This is a genomic window from Caulobacter segnis, assembly GCF_003243465.1.
Lineage (GTDB): Bacteria > Pseudomonadota > Alphaproteobacteria > Caulobacterales > Caulobacteraceae > Caulobacter > Caulobacter segnis_A.
On sequence record NZ_QFQZ01000039.1, the window covers coordinates 11,900 to 27,609 of the forward strand.

General features: G+C 68.0%; 15 protein-coding genes. 9 read left to right on the top strand and 6 right to left on the bottom strand.

Going from position 1 to position 15,710, the window contains the following annotated elements:
* Positions 1–48: 48 nt before the first annotated feature.
* From DI526_RS13100 to recG, 6 genes are all read left to right on the top strand, one after another.
* Positions 49–1,164 carry a beta-ketoacyl-ACP synthase III gene (locus DI526_RS13100; RefSeq protein WP_304278567.1) on the top strand — a complete coding sequence of 372 codons (1,116 nt, stop codon included), beginning with the start codon at positions 49–51 and terminating at the stop codon, positions 1,162–1,164.
* Between the two features lie 101 nt (positions 1,165–1,265).
* Positions 1,266–2,051 carry a cystine ABC transporter substrate-binding protein gene (tcyJ, locus tag DI526_RS13105; RefSeq protein ID WP_304278570.1) on the top strand — a complete coding sequence of 262 codons (786 nt, stop codon included), beginning with the start codon at positions 1,266–1,268 and terminating at the stop codon, positions 2,049–2,051.
* Positions 2,052–2,053: 2 nt separating this feature from the next.
* Positions 2,054–2,713: a cystine ABC transporter permease gene (tcyL, locus tag DI526_RS13110; protein WP_304278573.1), complete on the top strand. Its 660-nt coding sequence runs from the start codon at positions 2,054–2,056 to the stop codon at positions 2,711–2,713.
* Complete coding sequence (locus tag DI526_RS13115) at positions 2,710–3,447, top strand: amino acid ABC transporter ATP-binding protein (protein WP_304278576.1); 738 nt, start codon at positions 2,710–2,712, stop codon at positions 3,445–3,447. The genes tcyL and DI526_RS13115 overlap by 4 nt, the downstream gene beginning before the upstream one ends.
* A gap of 82 nt (positions 3,448–3,529) precedes the next feature.
* Positions 3,530–3,832, top strand: coding sequence for a hypothetical protein (locus DI526_RS13120; RefSeq protein WP_304278578.1), 303 nt, complete (start codon positions 3,530–3,532; stop codon positions 3,830–3,832).
* A gap of 46 nt (positions 3,833–3,878) precedes the next feature.
* Positions 3,879–5,975 carry an ATP-dependent DNA helicase RecG gene (gene recG / locus DI526_RS13125; RefSeq protein ID WP_304278580.1) on the top strand — a complete coding sequence of 699 codons (2,097 nt, stop codon included), beginning with the start codon at positions 3,879–3,881 and terminating at the stop codon, positions 5,973–5,975.
* On the opposite strand, the gene DI526_RS13130 is transcribed toward recG, so the two are convergent.
* Positions 5,972–6,916, bottom strand: a complete 945-nt coding sequence (locus DI526_RS13130) for a DUF808 domain-containing protein (protein WP_304278584.1) — start codon at positions 6,914–6,916, stop codon at positions 5,972–5,974. The genes recG and DI526_RS13130 overlap by 4 nt on opposite strands.
* A 112-nt stretch (positions 6,917–7,028) precedes the next feature.
* On the opposite strand from DI526_RS13130, the gene DI526_RS13135 reads away from it, so the two are divergent.
* Together DI526_RS13135 and DI526_RS13140 are read left to right on the top strand one after the other, a co-directional pair.
* Complete coding sequence (locus DI526_RS13135; RefSeq protein WP_369692011.1) at positions 7,029–7,994, top strand: phosphotransferase family protein; 966 nt, start codon at positions 7,029–7,031, stop codon at positions 7,992–7,994.
* A complete protein-coding gene (locus tag DI526_RS13140; protein WP_304278586.1) occupies positions 7,991–8,362 on the top strand; it encodes a DUF6285 domain-containing protein in 372 nt (123 codons plus the stop codon). The genes DI526_RS13135 and DI526_RS13140 overlap by 4 nt, the downstream gene beginning before the upstream one ends.
* Here the strand turns inward: DI526_RS13140 and DI526_RS13145 are convergent.
* The 5 genes from DI526_RS13145 to kdsA all read right to left on the bottom strand — a co-directional run bounded on the left by DI526_RS13145 (position 8,345) and on the right by kdsA (position 14,165).
* Positions 8,345–9,466 carry a DUF3089 domain-containing protein gene (locus DI526_RS13145; protein ID WP_304278589.1) on the bottom strand — a complete coding sequence of 374 codons (1,122 nt, stop codon included), beginning with the start codon at positions 9,464–9,466 and terminating at the stop codon, positions 8,345–8,347. The genes DI526_RS13140 and DI526_RS13145 overlap by 18 nt on opposite strands.
* Positions 9,467–9,498: 32 nt before the next feature.
* Positions 9,499–10,701, bottom strand: a complete 1,203-nt coding sequence (locus DI526_RS13150; protein WP_304278592.1) for an acetyl-CoA acetyltransferase — start codon at positions 10,699–10,701, stop codon at positions 9,499–9,501.
* Between the two features lie 9 nt (positions 10,702–10,710).
* On the bottom strand, positions 10,711–12,192 hold the full coding sequence (locus tag DI526_RS13155) for a hydroxymethylglutaryl-CoA synthase family protein (protein ID WP_304278595.1): 1,482 nt from the start codon (positions 12,190–12,192) through the stop codon (positions 10,711–10,713).
* A 102-nt stretch (positions 12,193–12,294) separates the two neighbouring features.
* Complete coding sequence (gene rfaD, locus DI526_RS13160) at positions 12,295–13,296, bottom strand: ADP-glyceromanno-heptose 6-epimerase (RefSeq protein ID WP_304278596.1); 1,002 nt, start codon at positions 13,294–13,296, stop codon at positions 12,295–12,297.
* Between the two features lie 2 nt (positions 13,297–13,298).
* Positions 13,299–14,165, bottom strand: a complete 867-nt coding sequence (kdsA, locus tag DI526_RS13165) for a 3-deoxy-8-phosphooctulonate synthase (RefSeq protein ID WP_099535332.1) — start codon at positions 14,163–14,165, stop codon at positions 13,299–13,301.
* A 62-nt stretch (positions 14,166–14,227) separates the two neighbouring features.
* On the opposite strand from kdsA, the gene DI526_RS13170 reads away from it, so the two are divergent.
* Entirely contained in the window at positions 14,228–15,679 is a 1,452-nt protein-coding gene (locus tag DI526_RS13170; RefSeq protein ID WP_304278602.1) for a deoxyribodipyrimidine photo-lyase, read from the top strand.
* Positions 15,680–15,710 lie beyond the last annotated feature (31 nt).

Genomic DNA, 15,710 nt, shown 5'->3' on the forward strand with positions numbered 1-15,710 from the left:
CATCCTGGAGACAGGAAGAGGACCGCGCGTATCATCGGGACCGTCGTCTTGCCGCAAGCCGTCATCGCCGCCACGGGGCTGTTCACCCCGCCCCACAGCATTTCCAACGCCGAACTGGTCGAGGCCTTCAACACCTACGTCGAGCGCTTCAACGCCGCCCACGCCGAGGCCATCGCGGCCGGCGAGGTCGTCGCCCTCGCCCCCTCCTCGCCCGAATTCATCGAGAAGGCCTCGGGCATCAAATCGCGGTTCGTGATGAACAAGGCCGGGATCATCGATCCCGAAGTCATGCGCCCGATCCTCCCCGAGCGCCCGAACGACGAGATCTCGATCCTGGCGGAAATGGCTGTCGAGGCGGCCAAGCAGGCGATCGAACGCTGGGGCAAGCCGGTCAGCGAAATCGGCGCGGTGATCTGCGCCGCCTCGAACATGCAGCGCCCCTACCCCGCCATGGCGATCGAGATCCAGCAGGCCCTGGGCATCGAGGGCTTCGCCTTCGACATGAACGTCGCCTGCTCGTCGGCCACCTTCGGCATCAAGACCGCCGCCGACTTCGTCACCACGGGCAGCGCCAAGGCGGTGCTGATGGTCAATCCGGAAATCTGCTCGGGCCACCTGAACTTCAAGGACCGCGACAGCCACTTCATCTTCGGCGACGTGGCGACCGCGGTGATCGTGGAGGACGCCGACCAGGCCAAGGACGGCTGGGAGATTCTCGGCACGCGGCTGAAGACCCAGTTCTCGAACAATATCCGCAACAACTTCGGCTTCCTCAACAACGCCGCGCCGGAAGGCATCGGCGCCAAGGACAAGCTGTTCGTCCAGGAAGGCCGCAAGGTGTTCCGCGAGGTGGTGCCGATGGTCAGCGAGATGATCGTCGAGCACGCACAGGACCTGGGCCTGGATCCCTCGACCCTGAAGCGCCTGTGGCTGCACCAGGCGAACATCAACATGAACGAGATGATCGGCCGCAAGGTGCTGGGGCGCGATCCGGCGCCCGGCGAGAACGTCATCATCCTGGACGAATACGCCAACACCAGCTCGGCCGGCTCGATCATCGCCTTCCACACGGCCAATGACGACTTCAAGCCGGGCGAGACGGGCCTGATCTGCAGCTTCGGCGCCGGCTACTCGGCCGGCACGGTGTTCGTGCGCAAGCGTTAGACGTCCGACGTCTCGCGAGTGGCGCGGCGTCCGTTCGGACTGGCGAACCGCGCGCGCCCGTATAGAACTGCGCAAGACTGTTTCGTCCAAGGGTCCGTTCGATGCGATTCCCCGCCCGCCGCGCCGTCGTTTCCGGCCTCGGCCTCGCCCTGCTCGCCGCCTGCGCCAAGAAGAGCGAGGCGGGCGCCAGCGGCTGGGAGCGAATCAAGGCGTCCGGAACCCTGCGCATCGGCCTAGAAGGCACCTATCCGCCGTTCAACTTCCAAGGCTCCGACGGACAGCTGACCGGATTCGAGGTGGACTTCGCCAAGGCGCTGGCCGCGCAGCTGGGCCTGAAGCCTGAGTTCCGCCCCGCCCCGTTCGCCGGCCTGCTGGGGGCCCTGGAGTCGGGGCGCGTCGACGTGGTGATCAACCAGATCACCATCACGCCCGACCGCAAGGCCAAGTACGACTTTTCCGAGCCCTATACGATCTCGGGCATCCAGATCATCACGCTGAAGGCCAAGCCAGGCCCGACCAAGCCCGACGAGCTGGCCGGAAAGAAGGTCGGGGTGGGTCTGGGCACCAATTACGAGCAGTGGCTGCGCGCCAATGTGCCGACGGCCGACGTTCGCACCTATGACGACGACCCGACCAAATACCAGGACCTCAAGGCCGGTCGCATCGACGCTGTGCTGAACGACCGCCTGGTCGCCGCCGACTTCATCAAAACCTCGCCCGAGTTCGTCGCCTCCGGACCGCCCTTCGCGGCGCAAGGCGCGGGCGTGGCGATGAAGAAGGACGCCGCGCTGAAGGTCATCATCGACCAGGCGATCAACGCCCTGCGCGCCAGCGGCAAGCTCTCGGCGCTGTCGCAGAAGTGGTTCGGCATGGACGTCACCCGATAGGCATGGAGACCGGGCTCGATCTCCTGCGCCAGTCGGCGCCGCTGCTCCTGAAAGGCGCGGGCTATACGGTCCTGCTCAGCGTCATCGGCATGGGCGTGGGCGTGGTGCTGGGCTTTGGCTTGGCGCTCATGCGCCTGTCGCGCTCACCGCTGCTGCGCTGGCCGGCCAGCGTCTATGTCTCGGCGTTCCGGGGCACGCCGCTTCTGGTGCAGCTCTTCCTGATCTACTACGGCCTGCCGCAGTTCGGGATCGAGATGCCCGCCCTCTTCGCGGCCGGCATCGGCTTCTCGCTGAACGTCGCGGCCTATGCCTGCGAGATCCTGCGCAGCGCGATCGCCGCCGTCGACAAGGGCCAGTGGGAGGCCGCGACCGTCCTGGGCATGAGCCGGGGCCAGGCGCTGCGTCGCGTGATCCTGCCCCAAGCCGCGCGCACCGCGGTGGCGCCGCTGTCGAACAGCTTCATCAGCCTGGTCAAGGACACCTCGCTGGCCGCCACCATTCAGGTGCCGGAGCTGTTCCGCCAGACCCAGCTGATCACCGCGCGGACCTACGAGATCTTCACGATGTATCTGGCCGCCGCGGCCATCTACTGGATCGTCTCGACCATCCTCGCCGCCGGCCAGCATCGGCTGGAGCGCCGCGCCTCGGAGGGCCGCCGATGAGTGCGATCGACGCCAAGGGGCTCAAGAAAAACTTCGGCGACACGCCCGTTCTGGCGGGTGTCGACCTGGCCGTCGCCCCGGGCGAGGTCGTGGCGATCATCGGCCCCAGCGGCTCGGGCAAGAGCACCCTGCTGCGCTGCCTGGCGGGCCTCGAACCGCTCAATGGTGGCGAACTGACCATCGCCGGAGTCACCTCGGGCGGGAAGACGCCGCTCGCCAAGGCGCTGAACGGCCGGGTCGGCTTCGTCTTCCAGGGTTTCAACCTCTTCCCGCACCGCACGGCGCTGGAGAACGTGATCGAAGGGCCGTTGGTCGTTCGCAAGACACCGATCGCCGACGCCCGCCTGAAGGGCTTGGCCTTGCTGGACAAGGTGGGGCTTGGCGACCGCGCGAACGCCTATCCCGCAGCCCTGTCCGGAGGCCAGCAGCAGCGGTGCGCCATCGCCCGGGCGCTGGCCATGGATCCCGACGTCATCCTGTTCGACGAGCCGACCTCGGCCCTCGATCCCGAGCTCGTCGGCGAGGTCCTGGCCGTGATCCGCGACCTGGCGGCCGAGCGTCGGACGATGGTCATCGTCACCCATCAAATGGATTTCGCGCGCGATGTCGCGGATCGTACGATTTTCATGGACGGCGGCGTGATCGTAGAGCAAGGAACGTCAAGCCAGCTTCTCGCCTCACCGCGCGAGGAGCGGACTCGGCGCTTTCTGGCCAGATCGGGTGTGCTGCGTTAGTGCGTGGGTAGCCATAATTTGGCCCCCGGGACGCTTCACGACCTGTGCGTCTACGCCGAGTGTTTCCCATGGCGAGGACAGTGTGAAGCCGTACATCGAACTGAAGGGCGCCTCGGGCGCCGTCTACCGCTACAAGCTTGCCGAAAACGGCGATCCGGCCACCACGATCGCTGGGAACTACGTGTATCTCGACGCCAAGGGTACGGTCGTCTACGCCGGTGAGGCCAACAACCTCATCGACGCCAAGAATCGCTGGTCCGAGGCCTACGCGCGCCACGGCGCCACCTGGCTCTACACCCGCCTGAACGTCTCGGGCGCCTCGCGCGCCGACGAATACTCCGACATCGTGATCGCCCTGCAACCGGTCATGAACAAGGACGACTGAGTCTGGCGGCTGCGGACGGGCGCGGACGCGGCTAAGGTCGCGGTCGATGCGCCCGGAGATTCTCTTTCCCCTTTTCACCTCGGTGTCCACGCTCAAGGGCGTGGGCCCGCGCGTCGCCCCGCTGGTCGAGAAGCTGGCCGGGCCGATCGTGCGCGACGTGCTGTTCACCGCGCCGGCGAGCCTGATTCGTCGGGGCGTCACGACGGTGGATCAGGCGGTCGAGGGCCAGGTCCAGACCTTCGTCGTCACGATCGACGCCCACCAGCCGCCCAGCCGCCTGGGCCAGCCCTGGAAGATCCGCGCCTGGGACGGCACGGGCTTTCTGACGCTGATCTGGTTCAAGGGCCACGGGCCGCACCTAGAGCGCCAGCACCCTAAGGGCGCACGGCGAGCGGTCAGCGGCAAGGTCGAGCGGCCGGAAGGCTTCGCCTCCGAACTCCAGATCGCCCATCCGGACTACATCGTCGCCGAGGAGCGCGCCGGCGACATTCCAGAGGTCGAGACGGTCTATCCGGCGACGGCGGGTCTTCCCTCGCGCACCTTCCGCAAGTTCGCCCTGGAGGCGCTGGACCGCGCGCCCGAGCTTCGGGAATGGCAGGACGCGGCTTGGCGGGAACGTGAGCGCCTGCCCGGCTGGCGTGAAGCGCTGGCGGCCCTGCACGCGCCGGCCAGCGAGGCCGACCTCTCTCCCCTGGCCCGTCCCCGCCGCCGCCTCGCCTATGACGAACTTCTGGCCCACCAACTGGCTTTGGCCCAGCGCAAGGCGGCGCGCCGGTCGCATCCGGGCCCGATCATTCCAGCAGGATCTCTGTCGGAGACCGCCGAGAAGGCCCTGCCCTTCAAGCTGACCGGCGCCCAGATCCGGGCTCTGTCCGAGATACGGGGCGACCTGATTTCCGGCGAACGGATGAGCCGCCTGCTGCAAGGCGACGTCGGTTCGGGCAAGACCGTGGTGGCCATGCTGGCCATGGCCGACGCGGCCAGCGCCGGCCTGCAGTCAGCCCTGATGGCGCCGACCGAAATATTGGCCCGCCAGCATTTCGAGACCATCGCCGGACCACTGGAGGCCCTGGGTCTCTCGGTAATCCTGCTGACCGGACGCGACAAGGGCGCAGGGCGCGCCGCCAAGCTAGCGGGCCTCGCCGATGGAACCCACCATATCGCGGTCGGCACCCACGCCCTGTTTCAGGACGACGTGGCCTTCAAGACGCTGGCTCTGACCATTATCGACGAGCAGCACCGCTTCGGCGTCAACGAGCGCCGCCGGCTGCAGGACAAGGGACCGCCCGGCGTCGACTGGGGCGTGCACCTGCTGGCCATGTCGGCCACGCCGATCCCGCGCACCCTGGAGCTGACGGTGTTCGGCGATCTCGACGTCTCGCGCATCGACGAAAAGCCGCCGGGCCGCACGCCCGTCGCCACCCGCGCCGCGCCGACGCCGCGCGTGCCCGAGATCGTCGACCGCCTGCGCGCCGCGATCGCCGGCGGCGCCCAGGCCTTCTGGATCTGCCCTCTGGTCTCGGAGTCGGACAAGGTGGATCTGCGCGCCGCGGAGGACCGCGCCGCCGACCTCGCGCGTCATCTGCCCGGCGTCGGCCTCGTGCACGGCCAGATGCCGCCGGCCGAGAAGGACGCGGTCATGCAGCGCTTCGTGGACGGCGAGGTGAGCGTGCTGGTCGCCACGACGGTGGTCGAGGTCGGCGTCAATGTCCCTAACGCCAGCATCATGGTCATCGAGCACGCCGACCGCTTCGGCCTGGCCCAACTGCACCAGCTGCGCGGGCGGGTCGGACGTGGGACGCGGGAGAGCTCGTGCGTGCTGCTCTATGATCCGCCGCTGTCCGAGGTGGCCCAGAAGCGCCTCGACATCCTGCGCCGCAGCGACGACGGCTTCGAGATCGCCGAGAAGGACCTGGAGCTGCGCGGCGGCGGTGATCCGCTGGGCCTGAAGCAGAGCGGCTTCCCCGCCTATCGCCTGGCCGAACCGGTGGCGCATCGCGACCTGATCGCCGTGGCGGCCGACGACGCGCGGCTGATCCTGGCGCGCGATCCCGAACTAAGCTCGCCGCGCGGCCAGGCCCTGCGGATGCTGCAGGAACTGTTCGACTGGAAGCCGGTCTCGTCGCTGAACGAAGCCGGTTAATGACTCTCGGCGCCCTTGCGGTGATGCCAGAGGTGCATGACCCCGGCCAAGACGCCGCCGATCGCCAGGCCCACGACCGCCGAGCCTAGAGCAAAGGCCAGCCAGCCCGTCAGAGCGCCGACGCCCGGCGCCCGCCCCGCCCAATGTGAGAAGCCCTCGACCCAATGCGGGATGGGCGTCAGGTGGAAGTGCTCCAGGCCATGGACGATGATGCCGCCGCCAACCCACAGCATAGCGGCCGTGCCGATCACCGTCAGGGCCTCCATCGTCCACGGCATCGCCTTGACCAGACCCCGACCGAAGCCGCGCAGGCTCTGGACCTTGCCGCGCGACAGGTGCAAGCCGATGTCGTCCATCTTCACGATCAGGGCGACGACGCCATAGACGCCGATCGTCAACAGCACGCCGACCAGGGCCAGAGCCGCCGCCTGGATCGCCAGCGGCTGGTCCGAGACGTCGGCCAGGGCGATGGCCATGATCTCCGCCGACAGGATCAGGTCCGTGCGGATCGCGCCGGCGACCTTCTGCTTCTCGAGTTCGGGAGCGCTGAGCGCCAGCTCTTCGACCGCCTCGCCCTCGTGCTCGGGCGTGAAGGCCTCGAGGATCTTCTCGGTCGCCTCGAAGGCCAGATAGGCCCCGCCGCACATCAGGATCGGCGTCACCGCCCAGGGCGCGAAGGCCGACAGCAGCATGGCGCCGGGCAGCAGAAACAGGAGCTTGTTGCGCAGCGAGCCCAGCGCGATCTTCCAGACGATCGGCAGCTCACGGTCGGGCGAAAAGCCCATGGCGTAGCCGGGAGTCACGGCGGTGTCGTCGACCACCACGCCGACGGCCTTGGAGCCAGCCTTGCCGGCCGCGCCGGTCACGTCGTCCAGTGAGGCGGCCGCCAGCTTGGTGATGCCGGCGACGTCATCGAGCAGCGCGGCGAGACCGGAGGGCATGAGAAATCCTGAACAGCGGAAAGGAGCCTCCGTGCCTAAGGCGCGCCGGGCTCGACGTAAAGATGAGGACCTCTTGCGTGACGCCGGGTCAAGGCTGGAAGCATGCCGCTCCATGGATGTCGCCGCCGCCCTGGACCGCCTCGCCCCGCGCCTGTCGCCCGCCGCGACGGGCGCTCGCAACGCCCGTCGCCTGTCGGGTGGAGCCAGTCTTGAGACCTGGGCCTTCGACCTCGACGACGGGACGCCGCTGATCCTGCGTCGGCGGCCCGACGGGGCGCTGCCGCGTGACACGGCTCTGCCCCTGGCCAGCGAGGCCGACCTGATCCGCGCCGCCGACGCGGCCGGCGCGCCGGTCCCCAGCGTCGTCCATGTCTGCGCCCCGGACGACGCCCTCGGCGAAGCCTATGTCATGCATCGCCTGGAGGGCGAGACCCTGGGGCGACGGATCGTCCGCGACGAGGCCTTCGCGGGCGTTCGTCCTGACCTGGCCAGTCGCTGCGGAGAGGTTCTAGCCCGTATCCACGCCATCCCGGTCGAAGGCCTTCCGTCGCTGACCACCTCCGACGCCCGGGGCGAACTGGCGCGCTATGAGGCGCTCTACCGCCAGATGGGCGCCCAGCGGCCGATCCTGGAGGCGGCCTTCCGCTGGCTGGAGTCCATCGCCCCGCCGCCGCCGGAAAGGCCCGTGCTGGTCCATGGGGACTTCCGAAACGGCAATCTGATGATCCACCCCAAGCTCGGCCTTATCGGCGTGCTGGATTGGGAGCTGGCCCATCTGGGCGATCCGGCCGAGGATCTCGGCTGGATGTGCGTCAATTCCTGGCGCTTCGGCGAATGGCGAAACCCCGTCGGCGGCTTTGGGGGCTATGCGGATCTCCTGGCCGGCCACGGCGGCGACATCACGCTCGAACGCGTGAAGTTCTGGCAGGCGTTGGGCTCGCTGAAATGGGGCGTCATGTGCCTGATGATGTACCAGAGCTTCGCGGCCGGGGCGGACCGCTCGATCGAGCGGGCCATGATCGGCCGGCGCACCAGCGAGACCGAGATCGACCTCGTCGCCCTGATGGAGGCCGCATGATCAGCCATCCGACCGCCGCCGAGCTGTCCGAGGCGATCGCCGCCTTCGACGCCGAGCCTGCCGCGCCGGGCGACGCCCGCCAAGCCTTCCTCGCCCGCGTCGCCGACAACGCCCGCGCCACCGTGGCGCGAGAGGCCGCGCTCGGCGCGACTCTGGAAACCGAGGCTAGCGAGCGGATGCGGGCGCTGCTGGGACGCGACGGCGACTTCGCCGCCCTGAACGCGGCGCTCTGCGAGGCGCTTCGGGTCAGCGAGATCGCGCCGACGGATCCGGCGCTGCTCGCCCACCTGCGCGCCACGGCGATCGGCCAGGTGCAGATAGACCAGCCGACCTACGGCGGCCTCGCGGCGCTATCGGCCGCCGGCTGAGACCGCGACCTTGGCGCGCTCCAGGGCGTCGGCTTCGAGGTCGGCGTAAAACAGGTTGAAGGCGTCGACCTTGCGCTGATCGGCCCAGGACCCGCTGTCCCGCAGCGCGGCGGACTTCGGCTTGCTGGTGCGCAGGATGCCGTTTTCACAGCGCGCCGACACCTGGCGCTGGAGGAACGGCGGCCGCGCGCCCCAGTCGAGGCCGGTGGCGTTGGCCGCGCCCAGGTTCAGCCGCGCCGGCGCGCGCTCCAGGGACGTCCCGCCCAAAAGCGGGTTGAAGCACAGCGGCGTGCGGCCCTCGAGGTTGACCAGTTGGTCCGACGGATCCCAGATCAGCGAGCGGCCAATCAGCTCCTGCACCCGTTGAAAGTCGCCTTCGGGGGCGGAAATCCAGGCGGCGACACACCCGGCCTGGGCCTTGCGCGCGCAGGCCGGAAGCGGCGCGGCGGGGGTATATTCGTCCGCCGGGACCGGCGTCTCGATCAGATAGGCCGCGACGAGGCGGCGCTTGAGCTCGGGCTTGGCGGCGATCTCTTCGCTCAGCAGGCGCGCGGCCAGGGAGCCGCCCTGCTCCACGCCGACCAGGATGAACGGCCGATCCTGGCCGTAGCGGACGCGATAGGCCCTGAACGCCTGCAAGACATCGCCATAGGCGAAGCGCCGCGCCTCGCGGGCGTCGTCACGCAGGGTCAGGTAGGTGTAGAGGCTCGCCTGGCGATAACGGGGAGCGAACAATCGCCCGACTCGGTCGAACGGGCCGGCATAGTTCGGCAGCACCACCCGCGAGAGGAACCGCATCGCCTTGGGCTGGTCGATGCCGCCGTTCCAGTCGCGTCCCCCATCGAAGGTGGTCGGGTGGACGAAGAAAATGTCGACGGGTCGATCGGCCGGCGGAACGGCCTCCGGCTTGCGCGGCAGCAGCGCCCACGACGCTCGCTGGCCATAATCCGGCGCGGGCGGCGGGTGATAGGTCAGGAATGGAACCTTGGGGTCCAGCGCGTTGCTGAGAATGTCATAGCGCCAGATGAAGGCCGCCGACAGGATCAGCGCCAGGACCAGGACGACGCCCGCGAAGATCCAGCGCTTGAAGCCTTTGAGAGCCATGGGCTCCTCGGTACATCAAGCGCCTGACGGAATTAAGCCCCCTCTTGGCCGATGATCGCGACCGAGCAGACGTTGCTGGCCGGCGCGCCGCCCAGGTTATGGGTCATGCCGAAGACAGGGTTGGCCAACTGCCGCTCGCCGGCGCGCCCTTGGAGCTGCAGGTACATCTCGTACAGCATCCGCAGGCCCGAGGCGCCGATCGGGTGGCCGAAGCATTTGAGGCCGCCGTCGATCTGGCACGGCACGCCGCCATCGGCGTCGTAGAAGCCGTCCAACACGTCCCGCCAGCCCTGCCCCTCCGGCGAGATGAAGAGGTCCTCCATGGTCACCAGCTCAGTGACCGAGAAGCAATCGTGCACCTCCATCATCGAGATCTGCTCGCGCGGGCGCTCGATACCAGCCTCCTTGTAGGCCTTGCCCGCGGCGATGCGAGCGGTGTGGAAGTGGCTGCCGTCCCAGCCGTTGTACTGGCTCTCGTAGCCGTTCGAGACCGACAGCTGCAGCGCCTTGACCGTGACGAGGTCGTGCTTGCCGAGCGCGCGGGCGATCTCGGGCGTGGTGACGATCGCCGCCGCCGCGCCGTCCGAGACGCCGCAGCAGTCGAACAGGCCCAAGGGTTCGGCGATCAGCGGGGCGTTCAGCGCCTGCTCCTCGGTGATCGGCTTGCGCAGATGGGCCTTGGGGTTCTTGGCGCCGTTGGCGTGGCTCTTGACCGAGACGTGGGCGATCGCGCGCTTCAGGTCATCCTTGGAGACCCCGTGCTTGGCGCGGTAGGCGCTGGCCAGCTGGGCGAAGTTCCCCGGCGCCGAGCCGTTCGGCATGACCTGCGGGCTCAGCGTGCCCGGATTGGCGACCGGCAGGCCGCCATAGCCGGTGTCCTTCAGCTTCTCGACGCCGACCGCCAGGGCGATGTCCGCCGCGCCCGCCGCCACGGCGTAGACCGCGCCCCGGAAGGCTTCCGAGCCCGAGGCGCAGAAGTTCTCGACGCGCGTGACGGCGATATTGGGCAGGCGAAGCGCGATAGACAGCGGCGTGCCGCCCTTGCCCGAACCGATCTCGTCGATGTGCGTCGAAAACCAGGCCGCGTCGAGTTGGGTCGGCTCGATGCCGGCGTCCTGCATGGCCTCCAGATAGGCCTCGACCATCAGGTCGTCGGGGCCGGCGTCCCAGCGCTCGCCGAACTTGCTGCAGCCCATCCCGAGGATGGCGACCTTGTCCCGGATCCCTTGCGGCATCTTCGCCTCCTATTCCGCCGCCTTGGCGGTCGCGTTGGCCACGGCGGCGCGGTCGGGCGTCGCCTTCCAGAAATAGCGGACGAAGCCGCGCTTCTCGTCGACCTCCTTGATGCGGAAGACCATCCGCACCGGCAGGCCCGTCTCGACATCGCCCGGCGCGACGTCGGTGATGTCCATCATGATCCGACCGCCGCCCTCGAAGACGACCATGCCGTAGTGGTTCGGCGGAGCCATGGAAAAGGTCAGGTAATCAGCCGAGTAGCTCAGAATGCTCGCGCGCCGTTCGGCGAATTTGTACGGCTCCTGGGTGTCGACGGCGGGATTGTTCGGCGCCACCGAGATGCGGGTGCGCGGGAACTGGACGACGCCGGTCTCGCGGCAGCGGCCGCCGACCAGCCCCAGGATCATGTCCTCGTTGCGATAGAGGGTCGTCAGAGCGGTCTTGTTGTCCTTCTCGGCCCGCATGCCCTTGTCCCATTCGACCAGTCCGTTGAAGGTCAGAAATTTCAGGTAGTTGGTCTCTTCTTTTCGATCGGCCAGCGAACCGGTGACGCCGCGCGCGGGGCGCTGTCCCTGACCCGTGGCGCGGAACACCAGGGCCTCGGCCCCCTGGCCAAACTGAGCCACCAGGATCACCTCGTTTTCACGAGCATTTTCAAGCGCGTGCGCCAACATGATCGGACCGTGAGCGCAGCCCGCCTCGCCCATGACAACGGCGAGGTTGTCGCGAACGACTTCCGGCCTGATCCCGACGAGCTTGGCGACAGAGGCGGCCATGCCGCCGAAGGTCGATGGAAAGCAGAAATGATCGATATCTGAAGCGCTTAGGCCAGAAACCTCGAGCGCTCTCTTGATCGCCGGCGGGACCAGCTTGACGATGCCCTCGTCGCGGATCCAGCGCTCTTCCCAGTAGTAGTCGAAGCCACCGTCGTCGCCGCGAAAGTGATCGACGAAGTCGTCCGTGACGCTGCCACGGCCCAAGAGCTCGGCCGCGCCCGGTTCTTCGCCGACCACGAAGGCCGCCGCGCCATCGCCGAAGTCCAGTTCCTGGGCCGAGGCCGCGCGGGCCTTGCGATGTTCGCCCGCCGCGACCAGGGCCGCCCTGGCCCCGCCGCCTGCGACGGCTGACAGCGCCTGGGACAACGCCGTCAGGCCGCAGCGCTGCGAGCCGGTCACGTCGGTCGCGGAGATCGACTTCTCAAGCGTCAGGGCCGCCGAGACGACCCCAGCGTTCAGGCGATCGGCGAACGGCGCGGTGGTCGAGGCGAAATAGAGGGCGTCGATGTGGGAGCGGTCGTCGTCTGGACCCAGCGCGTCGCGCGCGGCCTCGACCGCCATGGTCAGGGCGTCCTCGTCCCAATTGACCATGGACCGTTCGCCCTTGCCCTTGGCCTTGAGGTTCGGCGCAACCCAGGCGTTGGCCTCGGTCACCGCCTTGCGGCTCAGACGAAGACGCGGCGCATAGGCGCCCCAGGCGGCGATGCCGACCATTTCTCACTCCCTGCCGGTCGAGTTTGATCTCGACTTATCGACGTTCAGCTTACGCCCGCGTCAGGCAGGGACAAGTGTTCCCCGGGGTCACCGGGGACGCATCTAGCGATAGGGATCGTCGGTGTTCAGATAGCCGGCGACGTAGTCGGCCACGCCGTCCTCCAGCGAGGTCATCGGCGCGTTGTAGCCGGCCGCGCGCAGGCGGCTCATGTCGGCCTGGGTGTAGTACTGGTACTTGCCGCGCAGCACCTCGGGCATGTCGATATAGGTAATGTCTGGCGTTCGACCGACCGCCTCGAACGTCGCCACGGCCAGATCGCGGAACGAACGCGCCTGACCCGAGCCCAGATTGAAGACGCCGTTGACCGCCGGGCTCTTGGCAAGCCAAGCGACCACGTCGACCACGTCGCGGACATAGACGAAGTCGCGTAGCTGACCGCCGTCCTCGTAGTCGGGATTGTGCGACTTGAAGAGCTTGACCCCCTCGCCCGCCGCGACGCGCGGCCAGATCTGGGCGACGACCGACTTCATGCCGCCCTTGTGGTCCTCGTTGGGGCCATAGACGTTGAAGAACTTCAGGCCCACCCACTGGGCCGGGGCGCGGCCGCGGGCGGCTTCACGCACGGCGTGGATGTCGAACAGCGCCTTGGACCAGCCATAGGCGTTCAACGGCCGCAGCGACTTCAGCGACGCCAGGTCGTCCTGGCCGTCGAAGCCCAGCGCGCCGTCGCCATAGGTCGCCGCCGACGAGGCGTAGATCAGGCGCTTGCCATGCTCGACGCACCAGTCCCAGAGGTCGCGCGACAGCACGAAGTTGGACTGCACGATCTTGTCGGCGTCGGTCTCGGTGGTCGAGGACACCGCGCCCATGTGGACGATCAGCTCGACCTCGGACCCACGCTTGGCCAGCCAGTCGAACAGCTGCTCCGGCGCGACGAAGTCGGCGATCGGGTGCTTGGCGATGTTGCGCCACTTGCCGCTGGCCGCGTCGCGCAGGCGATCGCAGACCACGACGTCCAGCGCCGGGTCCTCGCAAAGCTTCGCGACGATGTTGGAGCCGATGAAGCCGGCCCCGCCGGTGACGAGAACGATACGCCGGCTCATGGCTAGGCCGCGCGCTTGGTCAGGGCGTCGTACTCGAGCAGGTTGGCGACCAGCGCCTCGAACTGGCTCATCGGCACCATGTTGGGGCCGTCCGACGGGGCCTTGTCCGGATCGGGGTGGGTCTCCATGAAGACGCAGGCCACGCCCACGGCGACGGCGGCGCGGGCCAGAACCGGCACGAACTCGCGCTGGCCGCCCGACGAGGTTCCCTGCCCGCCCGGCTGCTGAACGCTGTGGGTGGCGTCGAAGACCACCGGGCAGCCGATCTCCTTCATGATCGGCAGGCTGCGCATGTCGCTGACCAGGGTGTTGTAGCCGAACGAGACGCCGCGCTCGCAGGCCATGACGTTGGGATTGCCCGCGCCGGTCACCTTGGCGATGACGTTCTTCATGTCCCAGGGCGCCAGGAACTGGCCCTTCTTGATGTTGATCGCCCGACCGGTGGCGGCGGCGGCCAGCAGCAGGTCGGTCTGGCGGCACAGGAAGGCCGGGATTTGGATCACGTCGACCGCCTCGGCCACGATCGGACAGTGGCTGGTCTCGTGAACGTCGGTCAGGGTCGGCAGGCCGGTCGCCTCGCGGATTTCCTGGAAGATCGGCAGGCTGTCCTTCAGGCCGATGCCGCGCTGCGCGTTGGCCGAGGTGCGGTTGGCCTTGTCGTAGGAGGTCTTGTAGATCATCCCCACGCCAAGACGTTGCGCCATCTCCTTGAGCGCATGGGCGGTTTCCAGGGCGTGCTGACGGCTCTCCATCTGGCACGGCCCGGCGATGATCGACAGCCGCTCGCCATTGCCGATACGAACGGGCGCGCCGGTCGGGGTCTTGATCTCGACGACGGCGTTGGGGGCGACGGCTTGCGGCTGATCCAAGGCGATACTTCCGGCGTATTAGAGGCTTTGGGCGCCCAAGAGGTGACCCTTCGGGCGGGACGGTGCAAGTGCGGAAAGACTCTGGCGACAGCGAGGCGAACCCCGGCGCCGTCATCGTTTGGTTCCGCAAGGACCTGCGCATAGCCGACAATCCCGCGCTGCGCCATGCCGCCGACAGCGGCCGACCGGTGGTGTGCCTCTACATCCTCGACGAGACGCCGGGTGTCCGGCCGATGGGCGCGGCCTCGCTTTGGTGGCTCGACAAGTCGCTTAAGAGCCTGGCCCAAGAACTTGAGAAGCTTGGCAATAGACTGGTGCTCCGTCGGGGCGTCGCCGCCGAGGCCCTGGACGCCTTGATCGTCGAGACGGGCGCCACCTACGTGCTGTGGAACCGGCTCTATGACAAGGCCAGCATCGATCGCGACGCGGCGATCAAGGCGCGCCTGAAGGACGATGGCGTCGATTGCCAGAGCTTCAACACCGGCCTGCTGAACGAGCCCTGGACGGTCCAGAACGGTTCGGGCCAACCATACAAGGTCTTCACCCCCTACTGGCGCGCGGCGCGCGAGCATCTGAGCGACGTCACAGTAGAAGCCGCGCCGAAGGTCTTGAGATGCTTGGACAAGGCGACGCCGAGCGACAAACCAGCCGACTGGGGCCTCCACCCGAGCAAGCCCGACTGGTCCAAGGGCTTCGATATCTGGACGCCCGGCGAGGCGGGCGCGAAGGCGCGGCTCGACGCCTTCCTGTCCGGCCCGATCACCGGCTATGGCGAGAAGCGCGACATTCCCTCGGCGCCGGCGACCTCGCGCCTGTCGCCGCACCTGCACTTTGGCGAGATCGGCCCGCGCCAGGTCTGGCTCGCGGCTCGCAACGCCGCCGAGGCGGGCGACATTCCGACGGCGCAGGCCGACAAGTTCCTGTCAGAGATCGGCTGGCGCGAGTTCAACCACTCCATCCTGTTCCACTGGCCGGACCTACCCAGCCGCAACTTCAAGCCGGAGTTCGATGGCTTTCCCTGGGCCAAGGACCACGCCGCATTGGAGGCCTGGCGCAAGGGCGAAACCGGCTATCCGATCGTCGACGCCGGCATGCGCGAACTCTGGATCACCGGCTTCATGCACAATCGCGTGCGGATGATCGTCGCCTCGTTCCTGATCAAGCACCTGATGATCGACTGGCGCGAGGGCGAAGCCTGGTTCTGGGACACGTTGGTCGACGCGGATCTGGCCAACAATGTCGGCAATTGGCAGTGGACCGCCGGCAGCGGCGCCGACGCCGCCCCTTACTTCCGGATCTTCAATCCGATCAGCCAGGGCGAGAAGTTCGACCCGCGAGGCGCCTATGTTCGGCGCTGGGTTCCGGAACTCGCGGGCGTTCCCGACGATTTTATCCACAAGCCATGGGAGCGCCCGCTCCATCTGTCTCCGGCGGCGAGGCGTATCTATGCCAAACCGATCGTTGACCACGCCAAAGCGCGCGAGCGCGCCCTGGAGGCCTATCACAGCCTCTAGACGAGCGAGGGCTTTACGAGACGGTGGTTAA